Origin of the sequence: Robinsoniella sp. KNHs210 (assembly GCF_000686105.1) — a bacterium.
GTDB classification, from domain to species: Bacteria; Bacillota; Clostridia; order Lachnospirales; family Lachnospiraceae; genus Robinsoniella; species Robinsoniella peoriensis.
On record NZ_JMLZ01000002.1, the window covers coordinates 25,957 to 40,563 of the forward strand.

At 40.0% G+C, this 14,607-nt stretch carries 18 protein-coding genes and 4 pseudogenes; 13 read left to right on the top strand and 9 right to left on the bottom strand.

Translation table 11 applies throughout. The features are described from left to right. Nucleotides 1–66: 66 nt before the first annotated feature. Nucleotides 67–837 carry a LysM peptidoglycan-binding domain-containing protein gene (locus tag CD03_RS32720; protein ID WP_052377717.1) on the top strand — a complete coding sequence of 257 codons (771 nt, stop codon included), beginning with the start codon at nucleotides 67–69 and terminating at the stop codon, nucleotides 835–837. On the opposite strand, the gene CD03_RS0106995 is transcribed toward CD03_RS32720, so the two are convergent. Together CD03_RS0106995 and CD03_RS39415 are read right to left on the bottom strand one after the other, a co-directional pair. Further along, complete coding sequence (locus tag CD03_RS0106995) at nucleotides 809–2,404, bottom strand: recombinase family protein (RefSeq protein WP_027293027.1); 1,596 nt, start codon at nucleotides 2,402–2,404, stop codon at nucleotides 809–811. The genes CD03_RS32720 and CD03_RS0106995 overlap by 29 nt on opposite strands. A 199-nt stretch (nucleotides 2,405–2,603) precedes the next feature. After that, nucleotides 2,604–2,768: pseudogene (locus CD03_RS39415) on the bottom strand (DUF6783 domain-containing protein). On the opposite strand from CD03_RS39415, the pseudogene CD03_RS39420 reads away from it, so the two are divergent. Beyond that, nucleotides 2,691–2,954, top strand: a pseudogene (locus CD03_RS39420) (DUF6783 domain-containing protein); the annotation flags it as partial. The pseudogenes CD03_RS39415 and CD03_RS39420 overlap by 78 nt on opposite strands. Before the next feature lie 189 nt (nucleotides 2,955–3,143). Here CD03_RS39420 and CD03_RS39425 read toward each other — a convergent pair. Then, a pseudogene (locus CD03_RS39425) lies at nucleotides 3,144–3,560 on the bottom strand (ImmA/IrrE family metallo-endopeptidase); the annotation flags it as partial. Nucleotides 3,561–3,579: 19 nt separating this feature from the next. Continuing rightward, on the bottom strand, nucleotides 3,580–3,906 hold the full coding sequence (locus CD03_RS0107005; protein ID WP_027293028.1) for a helix-turn-helix domain-containing protein: 327 nt from the start codon (nucleotides 3,904–3,906) through the stop codon (nucleotides 3,580–3,582). Between the two features lie 176 nt (nucleotides 3,907–4,082). Here CD03_RS0107005 and CD03_RS0107010 point away from each other — a divergent pair, with 176 nt between their 5' ends. The 4 genes from CD03_RS0107010 to CD03_RS0107025 all read left to right on the top strand — a co-directional run bounded on the left by CD03_RS0107010 (nucleotide 4,083) and on the right by CD03_RS0107025 (nucleotide 5,096). Continuing rightward, a complete protein-coding gene (locus CD03_RS0107010; protein WP_027293029.1) occupies nucleotides 4,083–4,289 on the top strand; it encodes a hypothetical protein in 207 nt (68 codons plus the stop codon). A 174-nt stretch (nucleotides 4,290–4,463) separates the two neighbouring features. Continuing rightward, complete coding sequence (locus CD03_RS37740) at nucleotides 4,464–4,622, top strand: hypothetical protein (protein ID WP_156042821.1); 159 nt, start codon at nucleotides 4,464–4,466, stop codon at nucleotides 4,620–4,622. Next, nucleotides 4,619–4,846: a hypothetical protein gene (locus tag CD03_RS0107020; protein ID WP_027293030.1), complete on the top strand. Its 228-nt coding sequence runs from the start codon at nucleotides 4,619–4,621 to the stop codon at nucleotides 4,844–4,846. Before CD03_RS37740 ends, CD03_RS0107020 begins: the two co-directional genes overlap by 4 nt. 25 nt (nucleotides 4,847–4,871) lie before the next feature. Then, complete coding sequence (locus CD03_RS0107025; RefSeq protein ID WP_027293031.1) at nucleotides 4,872–5,096, top strand: helix-turn-helix domain-containing protein; 225 nt, start codon at nucleotides 4,872–4,874, stop codon at nucleotides 5,094–5,096. Nucleotides 5,097–5,257: 161 nt separating this feature from the next. On the opposite strand, the gene CD03_RS32730 is transcribed toward CD03_RS0107025, so the two are convergent. Continuing rightward, entirely contained in the window at nucleotides 5,258–5,632 is a 375-nt protein-coding gene (locus tag CD03_RS32730; RefSeq protein ID WP_044289217.1) for a DUF6774 domain-containing protein, read from the bottom strand. Between the two features lie 85 nt (nucleotides 5,633–5,717). Here CD03_RS32730 and CD03_RS32735 point away from each other — a divergent pair, with 85 nt between their 5' ends. The 6 genes and pseudogenes from CD03_RS32735 (at nucleotide 5,718) to CD03_RS0107060 (ending at nucleotide 10,710) form a co-directional block, all read left to right on the top strand. After that, complete coding sequence (locus tag CD03_RS32735; protein WP_044289218.1) at nucleotides 5,718–6,080, top strand: hypothetical protein; 363 nt, start codon at nucleotides 5,718–5,720, stop codon at nucleotides 6,078–6,080. Between the two features lie 142 nt (nucleotides 6,081–6,222). Then, nucleotides 6,223–8,016, top strand: coding sequence for a ComEC/Rec2 family competence protein (locus CD03_RS0107040; protein ID WP_027293032.1), 1,794 nt, complete (start codon nucleotides 6,223–6,225; stop codon nucleotides 8,014–8,016). A 119-nt stretch (nucleotides 8,017–8,135) separates the two neighbouring features. Next, nucleotides 8,136–8,405 carry a hypothetical protein gene (locus CD03_RS0107045; RefSeq protein ID WP_027293033.1) on the top strand — a complete coding sequence of 90 codons (270 nt, stop codon included), beginning with the start codon at nucleotides 8,136–8,138 and terminating at the stop codon, nucleotides 8,403–8,405. 12 nt (nucleotides 8,406–8,417) lie between these two features. After that, nucleotides 8,418–8,708: a phage holin family protein gene (locus CD03_RS0107050; RefSeq protein ID WP_027293034.1), complete on the top strand. Its 291-nt coding sequence runs from the start codon at nucleotides 8,418–8,420 to the stop codon at nucleotides 8,706–8,708. Nucleotides 8,709–8,779: 71 nt separating this feature from the next. Next, nucleotides 8,780–9,193: pseudogene (locus tag CD03_RS0107055) on the top strand (glycosyl hydrolase family 18 protein); the annotation flags it as partial. 239 nt (nucleotides 9,194–9,432) lie between these two features. After that, nucleotides 9,433–10,710: an HD-GYP domain-containing protein gene (locus tag CD03_RS0107060; protein ID WP_052377719.1), complete on the top strand. Its 1,278-nt coding sequence runs from the start codon at nucleotides 9,433–9,435 to the stop codon at nucleotides 10,708–10,710. Nucleotides 10,711–10,778: 68 nt separating this feature from the next. Here the strand turns inward: CD03_RS0107060 and CD03_RS0107065 are convergent, their stop codons facing one another. Both CD03_RS0107065 and CD03_RS0107070 read right to left on the bottom strand, forming a co-directional pair. Then, nucleotides 10,779–11,063: a DUF6092 family protein gene (locus CD03_RS0107065; protein ID WP_027293037.1), complete on the bottom strand. Its 285-nt coding sequence runs from the start codon at nucleotides 11,061–11,063 to the stop codon at nucleotides 10,779–10,781. Then, nucleotides 11,056–11,598 carry a nitroreductase family protein gene (locus tag CD03_RS0107070; RefSeq protein WP_027293038.1) on the bottom strand — a complete coding sequence of 181 codons (543 nt, stop codon included), beginning with the start codon at nucleotides 11,596–11,598 and terminating at the stop codon, nucleotides 11,056–11,058. The genes CD03_RS0107065 and CD03_RS0107070 overlap by 8 nt, the downstream gene beginning before the upstream one ends. Before the next feature lie 105 nt (nucleotides 11,599–11,703). Here CD03_RS0107070 and CD03_RS0107075 point away from each other — a divergent pair, with 105 nt between their 5' ends. Next, nucleotides 11,704–12,927 carry a PucR family transcriptional regulator gene (locus CD03_RS0107075; RefSeq protein WP_027293039.1) on the top strand — a complete coding sequence of 408 codons (1,224 nt, stop codon included), beginning with the start codon at nucleotides 11,704–11,706 and terminating at the stop codon, nucleotides 12,925–12,927. A gap of 18 nt (nucleotides 12,928–12,945) precedes the next feature. Here the strand turns inward: CD03_RS0107075 and CD03_RS0107080 are convergent, their stop codons facing one another. Continuing rightward, nucleotides 12,946–13,602, bottom strand: a complete 657-nt coding sequence (locus CD03_RS0107080) for an aspartate/glutamate racemase family protein (RefSeq protein WP_027293040.1) — start codon at nucleotides 13,600–13,602, stop codon at nucleotides 12,946–12,948. A 30-nt stretch (nucleotides 13,603–13,632) separates the two neighbouring features. After that, nucleotides 13,633–14,577 carry an aminopeptidase gene (locus tag CD03_RS0107085; RefSeq protein ID WP_027293041.1) on the bottom strand — a complete coding sequence of 315 codons (945 nt, stop codon included), beginning with the start codon at nucleotides 14,575–14,577 and terminating at the stop codon, nucleotides 13,633–13,635. Nucleotides 14,578–14,607: the final 30 nt, after the last annotated feature.

Consider the following 14,607-nt stretch of genomic DNA (forward strand, 5'->3'; position numbering starts at 1 on the left):
GTAAACTCAAACGCTTACGGGACTTTTTCATATATTAATTATGATAAAGTGTAAGGTAATAATAAAATGTGGATATATGTAGTTCAAAGCGGAGATAGTGTGAATACGATAGCATCCAGATATGGAGCATCCTTGGATGCATTGATATATAACAATCAGTTGGAGTATCCATATCAGCTTGCTGTTGGCCAGGCGCTTTTGATGCCGGGGGTAAATGAAAATGCGGATCGACGGGAAATTGTATCTAACGGTTATGCATATCCTTTTATAAGTCCCTGGGTTCTGGCACAGACCCTTCCCTATTTGACGGAAATAGCGATTTTTTCTTATGGGTTTACAAGTCAGGGAGAACTGGTTCCACCTGTCATGGATGATACCTGGGTGATTATGATGGCGATTGAGTCTGGAACAATTCCAATCCTGACCTTAACACCTTTTGGGGAAGATGGGCAGTTTAATAATAATCTCATTACAGCTGTTGTTAATAATCCGGCTGCCGAGCAGCAGCTGTTCGAGAATCTTCGGATTGTTATGGCAGAAAAGGGATATCAGGGTCTGGATATTGATTTTGAATATATCCTGGCTGAAGACAGAGATGCTTTTACCAGATTTGTGCAAAATGCTGTTGGCTTTTTTAATGCACTGGGCTACCAGGTTTCGGTAGCCCTGGCACCTAAGACATCTGCAGACCAGGCAGGATTGCTGTATGAAGGGAAGGATTATCCGGCATTGGGAGCGGCGGCAAACCGGGTTCTGCTGATGACTTATGAATGGGGATACACATACGTACATCAGGAATACAGGTCATTTATACCTTGGGAATTTTCGGATAGATAGTTAATTGAAAATTTGCCCGGGATTTCTCGCCACGTTTATTCCGTTCGGTTTTGAGATATTCCACTTTTTCTAACACAGCTTTTAATAATTGATTTTTCCCAGTAACACTTTCCAGAAGCCAGTAAATATCCACAAACGAATATTTAGTCTGCCTTATTGCCTCCGGGGAAGAAGAATGCGGGATACACAATAATTGTTCATATTCAAACTGTAATGTGGATAAGTCTGATCTTAAAGCATTTATTTGTGAAGAAATAAAACTTTTTCTTTTCTGAAATTCAACTTCAGTGTATATCTCCCGTTCCAGATAAGAGTAGGTAAGATCTAGCTGCTTATCTAAGGCTGTCTGTTCTTTCTTTAATTCATCAATAGAATTCTTTAGAAAATGAAGTTCATTACCACCATAAGTTGGGTTATTCCTATGATTCAGGTTCAGTACGCAATTTTGAAGCCAGTAATCTAAAGCTGCCAGCAGCTGTTTTTCCAGAAGATCCAGCGGAGCAGAAATATTGTCACAATCTCTGTTGGGACATTTTATGAATGCGTAATTTGATTTTTTATTTGGAGCCAGACGTGTCATGGGCGTATTGCATTTTCCACAGATTATAATTCCGGCAAGTGGGTTCTTTAGAAGGTTACTGCATTTCGTGGGTGATTTTCGATTGGATTGCATTCGTGTTTGAGCAGTGTCAAAGATTTCCTGAGAAATTATAGCCTCGTGAAGCCCTTTACACTGAATATAGTCATTAGAGGTGGTTCGGTGCCTTTCGATCATTCCATTTTTAAGAATCCGCATTTCCTTACGGTATGCCCAACGGATAGAGCCGGTGTATACCGGGTTTTTTAAAATATCTCGGATACTGGATGGTGACCAGTGGTCTTTTATTTGGGGCTTCAGATGAAGTAAATCCAGCTTATGGCATATAGCAGCAGTAGACAATCGGCGGCAGGTACCATCCGGCTGCATGATTCCAGCCGTATACCAGTTAAAAATCATCCTTATAACTTCAGCCTCTTTCGGATTAATCATTAAAGTGTAGCCTTTATCATTTTCAATTGGTACTTTGTCATAACCATAGGGAGCTATGCTGGAAATAAATTTTCCTTCTTTAACGGAAGCGATACGCCCTCTCTGAATTCTTCGATTAATGGTTTTATATTCACGTCTGCTCATAAAAAGTCCGAATTCAAAATACTCCTCATCAAATTCATTAGCAGGATCATAGGTTTTCATGGGTGTAACAATTTTTACATTTCCATACTTAAAAGCTTCAGCCACAATGCCCTGATCTTTTGTATCCCCTCTCGCCAGACGTTCAATTTCCATTACCAGAACGCCTTCACACAATCCCTGTTCCACATCCAGCAGTAAAGCCTGCATCTGAGGACGTGCAGCAATCGTTTCACCGGAAACTATCTCCCGGAATACTTTAGAGATCTGCATCTGATTCCGGCGGGCAAACTCTAAGAGAACTTTTTCGTGGCGGGCAAGCGTTTCGCCTTCTCCATGCAGCTCCGCTTCACGGTCGGTGCGGGATTTCCTTAAATAGATATAGTAAGGTTTCATAGTATCACCCCTGGTTTATTCTATTGAGCGGAGTGATAATTAATGCGTAGTAAAAGTAAAAGACACGGACTAAACAAATACGCAGAGGATGCAGATAATCAGCTACTTTATGCATTTTATATGTTCCATACCAATAGCGTCCGGCATGCCACAACCCCGGGGTCCCATCATGCTGAACCATAATCAGCTGAACCTAAATTCAGAAATTGTTCGCGCTAGAGCGTGTTTGAAAATTCATTCCTGCCATCTGCACACCCCACTTTGCGGCATATTTGCCCCGAATTCAGGTTACGTAGCCCGCTACGCGCCCTTCATCCGGGACAAATCTCCCACAAACTGTGACGCACAGCTGCCAGAAAGCAATTTTAAAACACGCTCTAAAGCATATTTGAAAATTCATTTAGTAATCGTCTCCATAGAGCCATTTATATTCCGCAATTCGAATATTCTGTTGGCTCTGTTCGTCACAGAAAAGTCCAAATATTGGATCATCACAGAGAAACGTTTTACTTCTGCGAGATATCTTTTTTTGCTTGCACCGGCAGCATAGGCTGGCAAACAGGTCATTGTAAATGGATCTGCCGCACTTGCTGCACTCCCGGATACTCCATACGAATTTATCCTGGTCTTGATTATAAAATTGATGGTATATCGCCATTTCAACCGGAGTAAACCGGTGTCCATGAGTAACCAGATAACGTCTCCAGCGTCTGAAATCTTCAAAAGCATATTCTGAAGCTTCATATGTTATCTTAAATAACCGGTGTACATCGTTTGCATTTTTGCAGCCGGCGTAATAAATGGCCATGCGCGGTGCCAGAATATTGCTTGCAAAGTAGTTTGCTTCTATTTCATTTTGTTTTTGATCTCCGTTATGTCCCAGAATATGGTGCCCCAGTTCGTGCATCAAAGAAAAACAGATGCGTCCGGAAGCCTGATTTGAATTGTAACAGACAATGCCTTTAAAACGAAAAGCATCGGATGAATACTTTATGGCAACTTCGTATAATTGCTCGTTTTGATACCGAATTTCATCATAGGTATAAATCTTGTAGCCATAATGCCGTAATAAATGAAAAGTATCAATTGGAAAAGATTTGATCCCACACTCTATGATTACATCAGATACTTTTTCTTGAATAAATTGATAGTCCAATAAAACTCACCTTCCCGAATTATTCTAATTCGGACAAGAGTTTGATTAATTTCATTTTTTCCTTTGTTGTGAGTTTATTCCCGTTGCGGGCAATCAGCTGTTCCATATCATCGTACGAAGGCTCGTATTGGTTCTGAGAGCCGCCTTTTGCCATATCTTCCAGTGATTCTACCGTTATGCCAAGATTTTTGCAGATGATGATGATATTGTCGACGCTGGCTTTCCCAACTCCATTTTTAATTATACCGTAAAGCGTAGTATACGGTATGCCGCATTTGGCAGCAAAGGATTTGAGGTTAAAGCCCTGCTCCTTAATTAAATTCTCCAAGATTCTTGCTTTTTCCACGATATTCACCTCTTTTGTTTTCTTTTTATTATATACTAGAATTCGCATTTTGTAAATTGAAAATATTCGAAATTACGAATAAATTCGAAATTAAGAACAAAACCTATTGACATAATACTGAATTAAGAATATAATTGCTATATCGAATACGGAATTACGAATCAAGGGGGATAAATATGTATAACAATCTTTTAGAGGTAATGAAAGTTGAAAAAGTCACTTTTATACAAATGGGAGAGCTTCTGGGGTACCGCTATCAAACTGTCAGTGATATTGTCAACGGGGCAACAAAAAATGGATTTTATTATGAAGATGCTTTGAAAATACAAAAAGTATTATTTCCAAAGTACAGCCCCGACTATTTATTCGATAGGAAAAAATAAAAAACAAACAAGTGTTCGAATATAGAATATTTTACCATTAAATATATTCGGTGTCAATGGAAGAGAGGAAAGTTATTTCAGAAATAAAAGGTGTGTAATACCGGTCTTTTTATGAAATCTGAAACAAGGACAGAAGTCTCTTCATAAGATAATACTGGAGGTGGTGAGGGTTTTATGGGACATATTATAGAAGAAATAGAAACAGGCGAGACAAAAGTTTGTTTCTGCGATGATTATTATCGGGACAGGAATGATGATGAAGTAAGGAAAATTTTAAATATTGCAGCCTCGGAAGCAGCGTCGTCGATGAACCTCACACAGAGAGTCAGATGACCACAGAAAAAGTAAATATAGGAAAAGGAGAAGGAAATATGCGCATGCTGATCAATAGAATAGAGGAACGCTCAAAAGCGCAAGGGTTTACACAGGAATGTGCGGTTGCCTTTGCTGAGGGGTGGTTTGAAACATTAACAGATATAGATGAAGAGAAAAGTTACACCGTAAAAGAGATTTTTGGATTATTGGTATGCCTGGATGGCATAAGAAAATGTTCCTGATGGAAGGAAAAGGAGGCAGGCAGATTTGAAAGCACTCTGTAATGAAAAAAAGGAAGAAATCAGAAAACTGCATGAGCAGGGATATACTCACCGTCAGATTGCCAGGGCAGCCAAGGTGTCAGCAGGCAGTGTATCCTATGTACTGCAAAGACGGACAAAAGAGCAAAATAAAGCATGTAATATACCTCAGAGTTTGTGGGACGAGTGGGATATCTTACACGAGCGTTATGGTAAAAAGAATAAAAAATAGGACCAGCCGCAGCTAGTCCAGGAGGGAGAGAAAAGTATATGTAAAAAAGCTCTATCGCTTTGTATGTACATAATATAACAAGTAAATGTGTCAAAGTTGTGGCAGGAGAATAAAAGATTTATAAAGATACTTAAGAAAAACTGAAGAAAAGGACCCAGAAATTATTCCGTGTCCTTTGGTGTATCCGCTGACGCATTTGCTGTCGTATCCGTAGACGTACCCATTGATGTATCCGTTGATGCATCTGTTGACGTACCCATTAATGTATCCGTTGATGCATCCGTAGACGTACCCATTGATGTATCCGTTGATGCATCCGTAGATGTACCCATTGATGTATCCCTTAGCGTATCCGTTGGCGTGACTGCTGCTCTGTTGTTTGGTGCGCAAAGCGCTTCCTGGGCGGATATCGTAGCCAGAGTATCACCTAACTGGCTGAAGATCGTAGCCATAAGGGCTATTTCATCAGGAGATTTCCCTTTGGATATGGCACATGCGATGGCGCTGATTGTTGCTACCAGTTCACAAGACTGCATTTTAATCACCTCGAAATAGTATATGCCAAAGGGTGGAAATCGTTACGTTTGTATTTATAAAACTGAAATATGGGAGGAGTATGAAATGTTGGACAAGAAGATGTTAGAAGAATATAAAGTCCTTGGAAAAGAGATTGCGTCATTAAAGATGCAGCTTGCAGATAAAAAAAATCAGGCGATGGGCTGTAGTAAAGATAAAAGGAGCCGAGTACTGGAACTTGAGAAAAAACTGAAGCATCAGATGGAAGAGTGTGAGGCACAAAAGCTGGAGGTGGAGGAGTTTATTACGGATATTGAAGATGTTACAACCCGTATGATATTTCGTTACCTCTATCTGGAAAACTTGACGCAGAAAGAAGTGGAGAGGAAGATCCATCTGGATCAAAGTGTGATCAGTAAAAGAGTTACCAGATATCTCAAGTTGCATAGCATGCATAAAAATACATGATACAATGTTTATATGCAAGGGAGTTAGAGGTAACAGGAACGATGAAATCTTGTATTTTGAGGAATTGATACGAAAAAGATAAACGTACTGTTAATCCTGAAATCCACTGCATAAAAAATAAAAATTTTAGGAGGAAACAAAAATGAATGAAGTCACAAGAGAATTTGGACAGGTAACTATTACAAAGGTGGATGGAGAAAACGCTGTTATAGGTGGGTCAGAAGTAATCTATGATATCAAAGTTTCTGAAGATGCAGTGGAGTCATTTAATCCTGGTATGATTAAAATGTGTGGTACATTGAGTGAATCTGCGAAACTTTTAGTAACAGGTAGTGGCAGAGAATATCAGGCAGTCGTGAAACTGCCGGAAGAACCGGGAACAATCGGACTTTATGCTGATACTGAAGTAATGATGAATGGCATTAACAGCCGAAGTGCCGCAGTACCTGCAGCAACTGATATGGTATTTACGATGCTGAAAACAAGTGAAAGAGGTAAAAAAGGGAATGATGCAGCAATTACGTTTGTAATTGGGGTTCCGGATTCATTCTATATTAAGCAATATACTTTTACCTTAAATGGAGCAGTTAAATCAACAAGAACATCGAATGAGTTTACTTATAAGGGATTAACTAATGGAGCAGTATATACTTTAGGCTGTAAAGTTGAGGCGTATACTTCCAAAAAGGGTAATGCAACAGTAGTTAAAGAGTTAGTAAAAACTAATGTTCAGATCCCTAGTCAGTTGGAGTCACACATGCTGGAATTTCATTCAATAAGAGTAACCGGTGTGGAAGGTGGTAAGCCGAAAACAGGAGATTGCCATTTTATCAGAACAAAGAATGGTAATACAGTATTAATTGACTGTGGTTTGAAAGATACCGCGGATAAGATTGATAAATATTTAAGAGGGACAGTAGGATTAAAAGCAACGAATGGAGTTATTAAAATTGACTATTTTATTAATACGCATCCTCATCACGATCATTTGGAAGGATTTCAGTATCTGACTGGTTATAAATGGTCTGGATCTCAAGCGGTATATAATCAGGCTAACCAGACCAATAAAAGCGTAAGATATCAGTTTTCTAATGTGGTTTTAGGAGTAAACTGTAAATTGCCGTTTATGCAAAATACCGATTATATTAAAAACATGATTTATTATGCTGAACATTTTAGTAAATTAAAAACAGTTTGTGCAGGAAATTGTTTTAGTGTAGACGGTTTGATTTTCAATATCCTTAGTCCTTATCCTGCTGACGTTATGCCGCTTGAATGGTTATCGAATTCATCGGATAATACTGCTGATAAATTGACATATATAAGAAAAATTATAGGTAATAACAATTCTGTAGATGGTTCTTCTTCAAAAAATAATCAGTCTATTGTTATGAAAATTATTAATGGAGGAAGAAAATTTCTTGCAATGGGAGATGCTGAGTTGTATACAGAAGAATTATTATTGGGCAAGGCGGCAGATGAAGCTGATTGGAATGTAAAGATAACAAATACGATCAACAAAATCAATCTTGCAGCTGATATTGCAGCTGCGAAAAAAATTTCAAAGGCACAAGCTGTTGCGGATTATAGCCTGAATAGATTCACTGCAAAAGATTTAGGCGCAATTGTCTTAAAAAAAGGACATCATGGAACTGCGAATAACATGTCTTTAGACTTTTTAAAAGCTGTGAATGTAAATAAGATTATAGTTTCAGCAGAGATGCATTCTGCTACTTCACCACTTGCCGATACTACTTTAGCTAATGCAAAACAATATTTTCGAGAAGAAAAATTAATTACGGATGCAGAGTGGCCGACAAAATGGCAGAGTTTTATCTTTTCCACTGGAAAACATGGGCGTGATGGAGGATTTTTTATTAGAACTTATGGTAGAGAATGTGATTTTTCTGACCCATATAGCAAAAAGAAATATTAAAAAGCGTTACGTCAAATGTTTTATGAAAATATAAATTAAAAAAGGTCCAGGGGGAGATAAATCTCCCCCTTTCTAAATGTACAATAATAAAAGGCATAAGGGGTAAGGAGTATGATGATATGTATATAGATTCAAATACAATAATCACAACTGGCAGTATTATAACGGCAGTGATTATAATTTTCAGCTGCATATTTACGATATACCGCTGGTACCTCAGACAAAATAAAAAAATTGAGGAAATCAACAGACTAAAAGAAGAGCAGTGTCTGATATGTTATGGCTTACTGTCTTGCTTGGATGGTTTAAAACAGCTCGGCGCTAATGGTAATGTATCCGAAGCCTATGAAAAGTTAGAGAAACATATCAATCAATCAGCACACAAATAGGAGTTTTAAATTATGGATATCATGGATTATATAAAACCGGAATTAATTATAGCGGCGTTGGTGCTCTATTTTGTTGGTGAGGGATTAAAGCAAAGTCAGACTGTGAAGGATAAATATATCCCTGCTATACTTGGCATAGGAGGAATTATACTTTGTGGTTTATGGGTATTAACAACTTCACATTTTTCAAATTATCAGGATATTGCACTGGCAGCATTTACGACTATTGTGCAAGGCATCTTAGTTGCGGGATTGAGTACTTATGTAAATCAATTAATTAAACAAAAAGGGAAAAAAGAGTAAATTTTTATAGAAATAATCTGGTATACTAGTATATGCAAAATCACCTGTACCTTAAGCGTACCTGCACATACGGCCCGCCAATGGCAGTAGCCCCGCTAAATATGGTGCGAAGAGTCGTCGAATATGCCATAACTGAGATTCCGCCGGAAAAGATCAAGCTGGGAATCCCTAATTATGGATATGACTGGCCGCTTCCATATGAGCGGGGAGTTACCAGAGCACGGACAATTGGAAATATAGAAGCTGTCCGGATTGCAATCGAATATGGAGTAGAGATACAGTATGATGAAGTGGCGCAGTCACCTTTTTTTCACTATATGGATGGAGGGACAGAACATGAAGTATGGTTTGAGGATGTACGAAGTATAAGGGCAAAGTTTGGTTTGATTCAGGAATTTGGTCTGGTCGGTGCCGGTTACTGGCAGATCATGCAGCTTTTCAGGGCAAACTGGCTGCTGATGGCGGATACATTCTGGATTCAATAACCAGAGTTGTATGATACTTTAAATAAGAAAATAGTTATAAAGCGCATAAGAAAAATGCGCAAGAGCATCTGCAGATAAGAGCGTGTCTGAAATACGCTCTTATCTATTAGAAGTATTGAAAAAGAAAGTACTTCTCCTGTAAGTTTTTAATTGTAAGTATAAATAATTTCATATATAATAAAGTTATATCTGACAAAAAGAAATGAACAACTTACTAAGGTTGCTTGCAGGAGAGTGAAATGAAACAGATTAGCAGTAAAAATATGGCGGGAATCGTGTGCCGGACGTTGAATCATGTGGACGAGCGTCTGGTGGACCATGGAATCAGAGTGGCATATATTGTTCTTAAAATGCTGGAAGCAGAGGGTATTTCAGACCAAAAAAGGATAAGGGATCTCTGCTTTCTCACGATGGTTCATGATGTTGGAGCATATAAAACAGAAGAAATCAATGATATGGTGCAATTCGAAACAGGAAATGTCTGGAATCATTCTATCTATGGTTACCTGTTTTTGAAGTACCTTTCACCTTTTTCGGAGCTGTCATCCGTAATTTTGTTTCATCATACGGATTATGAAAAGCTTATCCGGATACCTGATTTGCAAAGTGATATCATTAAATGGGCTCAGATTGTGAATTTAGCGGATCGGATGGATGTGTGCATGCAAACGGGTGAGGTGAAAGATATTACGAATTTTTTAGAGCGTTTTCGTGAGAAAAAGTTTTCCTCTGAAGTTGTCGATTTATTTTTAAACGTGGAGAAAAAAGATCATGTTCTAGAGAATTTAAGAAGTAATCATGAGGAAAAGCTTAATATATCTAAAGAGGTTTTTATGTCCCTGGGGAATCCATCTTACGCAAAGGAAGAAATTGATACTTATCTGAAAATGATTGTCTATGCTATTGATTTTCGGAGTCCGTTTACCGTGATACATACGATTACAACAACAAGTATCAGCCGGGAGCTGGCTGTACTGATGGATCTTGACGAAAACCAGGTCACACAAATTTATTATGGCGCTCTGCTGCACGATCTGGGGAAAATTGGAATACCGGTTGAAATACTGGAATATCCGGGCAAGCTGAGTCCTCAGGCGATGAAAATTATGAAAACCCATGTAAATATAACCGAAGAAATTATGAATGGTGAAATTGAACCTGTAGTTGCTAAAATTGCCTTACGACATCATGAAAAGTTAGACGGATCGGGATATCCCAGGGGGTTGAAAAGCGATGATCTGACACTTAGTGAGCGGATTGTTGCAATTGCGGATATTGTAAGTGCGCTGTACGGAAGGCGAAGCTACAAAGAGGCATTCGGTAAAGAGAAAATTGTTGGTATTTTATCGGAGATGAAAGAGAACGGGCTGTTGTGTTATCAGACAGTAGATATTATGATTAAACATTTTGATGAAATTATGGAAAATGTGAGGAATACCTGCAAACCGGTTTTAGAGGTCTATGACCATATGAACATAGAATATACAGAACTTTGCAAGATCTGCCAAAAGATTTAACTTTTAATTATAGAAGAGGCTGCTAAATCCGGGTGAAGGGTTTGCAGCCCTTTTTGTTCATGGAGACTTTAACAGCAGTCTACCAGTTTTAACGATGCTTCTTCTAACATTTGATAAAAAGCATCCTGATCCGTCATACATTTATTTTTACTGTTTTCAATGGTATCTATCAATTCTCTAAAAGCAGCACTTTTGGTATCATCCGCATCAGCGAGGATCTGTCCAAGTTGTCTGGAGGCTTCGATGAGACGGAGGGAGCCGTAAATATGCGGCTCTTTTTTTAATCCGGCTGCACTGGACACCAGATAGACTAATAATTCAAAACAACGGTCTTTATTGATTTGTTCATTCATTAATGCATGTCTCCTTCCATTCGTTGTAAAATAAAATTTCTTCCAGGGGTTTCCTAAGGGGAATGTGGGGATCGGCATCCGGATAACCAATGGAGAGCAGAAGTTCTATTTCGATTTGTGGGGGAAGCTTTAGCAGTTTGCGGACAGCGGCGTTATTAAACGATTTGATTGCGCAGGTTCCAAGACCCAGGGAAACTGCTTCCAGCATTATATTTTCAGCTGCCATGGAGGCATCTATGGTCGCAAGGATTTCGCTGGCAGCTACTCCGCCCCGTTTTCCTGCATATTCACGGTCAGAGCAGATTGCCAGGATTACGGGAGGTTTGCCGCTTAAGCCCGGGCTGAAAAGATCTACTTTACGTACCAGATCCGGATCTGTGATCAGACAAAATTTCCAGGCTTGTACATTACTGGCTGAGGGAGCGAAGCGCCCGGCTTCTATCAGTGTTTCTAGAAGCTTGCAGGGGACTGCTTTATCCAGAAAATGCCTGCAGCTGCGTCGGGATTTCATTAAAGTTAATAAATCATCAGTCATAGAGACCTCCTTTGTTAAAAAAGTCTGGGAAAACCTAGTTTTTCTTGGTATAATAAACGGTATAGAATAAGAAAATGTAACATCAAAAGAAAAAGGTGGTGTAGTATGGCAATTACCGTTGCACAGGCTTATGAGATTGCATCCAGGCTTGGATGCCGTCTCCTGGCTGGAGAAAAAGGACTCGCTAGGGATGTTTCCTTTATCGATTCCATTGAACAGCCGGATATCGAGCCATGGATTCGTAAAAATATCTTTTATATTACAACTGGCTATGCATTTCGTGATGATGCTGATAAATTATGCAGTCTCGTTAAGGCTCTGTACGAAAAGGATGCAGCAGCCCTCGCAATAAAATCCAGATTTATGGAAAGCTTTCCGGAGCCTGTGGTGGAGCTGGCTAAGCAGCTGGGATTTCCATTGATTCTTATGCCGGATGACCTGCCATTCATTGAGCTGAGCTATCCAATTATGGTGGCGATTGTAGAAAAGCAGAATAATCTGTTGGAGTTTACAAAATTAAAGCTGTTTGAATACAGTACACAGGTTATGGACAACAATCTTTTTGTTGATATTTTAACCGGTAATATCAAGATTCCGGATGAAGCGGATTACCGGGCAAATGCCCTCAACTGGATCAAGCCGCCTATTCGTCTGGTGGTTATGGATATCGATGATTTTGAATCCTACATTCAGAATAAAAATGAAGAAGATATCCAAAATACAAAAGATGCAGTCATTAATATGATTAAAGATTCTGTCGGCAGGAAACAGGTGAAATGTACGGTTGTAAATAAAAATGACAGTTTTACCTGCATTCTTTCCCAGTCCTATACGGTGGAGATGCTGAAACAGGTATTCGCAGAAATATCCCAGAGGATTCACGATAAGGGGGGACTGCGGGTATCCGCCGGGATATCGTCCGTAGCAGAGCAGTTTATTGACCTTGGCAAGCTCTATGAAGAAGCCAGGGATGCCATCTCCATCGGACGCCTTCACAGAAGTTCCGATATCATGTATATTGAAGAGATCCGGTTTGAGCAGGCGCTGAAGCGCATGTGCAAGGATCCGTTTTACAAAGAGTACACCAATGGGATTTTAAGCCAGCTTCTGGAATACGATAAGAAAAATGAAGGACATCTCCTGGAAACACTGGAAACGCTAATTGCACATATGGGTGTCCGAAATACTACTGCAGAGTCCCTTTTTCTGCATCGCAATACACTTGCGTATCGGATTAAGAAGATAGAGAGCCTTTGCGGTTACAGTTTGGATGACAGCGATAATCTTTTTAAATTGGGACTGGCACTTAAAATGCGCCATTATATCTGATGCATGATTATCTGCAGGTCATTTCCGGCGCAGTGCTTCAAACCAGGCAAACAGGCCTTCTGCCAGCACCGGATCTACAACCGGCAGGCCGGTTTCTTGTTCGATTTCTTTTGCAATGCCGATCGTGGTCAGCCCCGTGCAGCCAAGAGCGATGACCTGGGCACCCATACTTTTGATTCTTTTTGCTGCTTCCATGCAGGCAGCGTGACCTTTGTCCGTCATGAGGTCCAGGGTGCTGCTGACACCTTCCGGTTTTTCAACAGCAATGATTTTTTCCGGTATCATTCGCAGGTATGCTTTGGGTGCGTAGTCTACGATGCCGAGAATTGCAATTTTATCGCCGTATTTTGTGGCAAGGGCAGCTGTACTTTCCCCGCCCCCGGTAACCGGAATGCCGGGGAGAGCATCCCTGATTTCAGCGACACCGGGATCATCGGCACAGCTCACAATAATCATATCCGGATCATGGAAACTTTTTGCAGTTTCAACTATTTTGGGGATGGCGATTTGTTCCAGTTCATGGCTGTGGATACCTTCCGGCTGGTCGGGAATACATTTTGATTCTACGATCAGGCCTGGGAAATTTTTTTCTATTATGCGGCCATGCATATTCATAAGCTCTGTATCATCGGTTGTCAGAACTCGTATCAGACCAATTTTAAAATTCTTTTTCATTCTTTCTCCCTTTTTATTTTCGCTTTTCTGTCAGGATATGACAAAAATCCCCTCTTTGATTACCAGGGTATCATCCAGATACAGGGTTGGCTTTAAAATGATGCCGTCCATATGGCAGTCAGCTTTATTTGTACCGCCAAAGGAAGTATTCGTGCCAAATGCGATATGTACCGTACCAAATACCTTTTCATCTTCCAGAATAATCCCGCTTAGGATTGCCTTTTCATTCGTTCCGATTCCAAGTTCACCAAGAGTGGCATTGTTATCATTCTCTAATAAAATAGAAAGCAGTTCACTTTTTTCACCGGTTATTTCCCGGACTTTTCCATTCTCTATCTTCACGTGCAGCGGAGAGTCCAGTTTACCGATTCCAACCATGGAGCCGTCGATAATCATTTCGCCATCGGAACCGTTTTCGTTAGGGGCGATGTATGCTTCACCGGAAGGGAGATTTCCGCTTTCGCCAGGATGTCTGTAGACGCCGGGACTTCGTACACCGTTTCTTTCTTTCAGGTCCAAGGTGAGAATACAGCCGTCTTTCTCTAGCCGGGCGGTAGAAGCGTGATCTAAAAGCTGTGAAACCTTTTCGGTCAGAAGTTCTACAGCAGAGTAATCCGCAGTCATGGCTCCATTTTCGAACATTGCTTCCGTAATACCGGGCATGGTTGCCACCCGGGCATTATTTTTTACTGCGCCTATCCGGGCATTGGTATGGGTCAGGGATTTTGCAGTGGGACAAATTACGATATCTGCCCATTTCATAGCCTCAGATACTGCTTTTGGGGGTTCTTCACCAGATACGTTTCGTTCTTTCATCCGAAGAAGCAGTGATTCGCACCCCAGTTCATTTGCAGCTTCATAAATTGCCTGTCCTATGAGGAAACGGGAGTCATCCGTTACTACCAGTACCGTTTCTTCCGGTTTGGCATCCAGGCAGTTTATTAAAATATTTTTAGCGTTATCTTTTAAACTCATAAAAATTCATCTCCTAAATGCGTCATTTGC

Bases quoted from the DNA above. Each gene is read 5' to 3' on its own strand.
- CD03_RS32720 (WP_052377717.1), top strand. From the start codon at position 67: ATGTGGATATATGTAGTTCAAAGCGGAGATAGTGTGAATACGATAGCA.
- CD03_RS0106995 (WP_027293027.1), bottom strand. From the start codon at position 2,404: ATGAAACCTTACTATATCTATTTAAGGAAATCCCGCACCGACCGTGAA.
- CD03_RS0107010 (WP_027293029.1), top strand. From the start codon at position 4,083: ATGTATAACAATCTTTTAGAGGTAATGAAAGTTGAAAAAGTCACTTTT.
- CD03_RS37740 (WP_156042821.1), top strand. From the start codon at position 4,464: ATGGGACATATTATAGAAGAAATAGAAACAGGCGAGACAAAAGTTTGT.
- CD03_RS0107020 (WP_027293030.1), top strand. From the start codon at position 4,619: ATGACCACAGAAAAAGTAAATATAGGAAAAGGAGAAGGAAATATGCGC.
- CD03_RS32730 (WP_044289217.1), bottom strand. From the start codon at position 5,632: ATGCAGTCTTGTGAACTGGTAGCAACAATCAGCGCCATCGCATGTGCC.
- CD03_RS32735 (WP_044289218.1), top strand. From the start codon at position 5,718: ATGTTGGACAAGAAGATGTTAGAAGAATATAAAGTCCTTGGAAAAGAG.
- CD03_RS0107040 (WP_027293032.1), top strand. From the start codon at position 6,223: ATGAATGAAGTCACAAGAGAATTTGGACAGGTAACTATTACAAAGGTG.
- CD03_RS0107045 (WP_027293033.1), top strand. From the start codon at position 8,136: ATGTATATAGATTCAAATACAATAATCACAACTGGCAGTATTATAACG.
- CD03_RS0107050 (WP_027293034.1), top strand. From the start codon at position 8,418: ATGGATATCATGGATTATATAAAACCGGAATTAATTATAGCGGCGTTG.
- CD03_RS0107060 (WP_052377719.1), top strand. From the start codon at position 9,433: ATGAAACAGATTAGCAGTAAAAATATGGCGGGAATCGTGTGCCGGACG.
- CD03_RS0107065 (WP_027293037.1), bottom strand. From the start codon at position 11,063: ATGAATGAACAAATCAATAAAGACCGTTGTTTTGAATTATTAGTCTAT.
- CD03_RS0107070 (WP_027293038.1), bottom strand. From the start codon at position 11,598: ATGACTGATGATTTATTAACTTTAATGAAATCCCGACGCAGCTGCAGG.
- CD03_RS0107075 (WP_027293039.1), top strand. From the start codon at position 11,704: ATGGCAATTACCGTTGCACAGGCTTATGAGATTGCATCCAGGCTTGGA.
- CD03_RS0107080 (WP_027293040.1), bottom strand. From the start codon at position 13,602: ATGAAAAAGAATTTTAAAATTGGTCTGATACGAGTTCTGACAACCGAT.
- CD03_RS0107085 (WP_027293041.1), bottom strand. From the start codon at position 14,577: ATGAGTTTAAAAGATAACGCTAAAAATATTTTAATAAACTGCCTGGAT.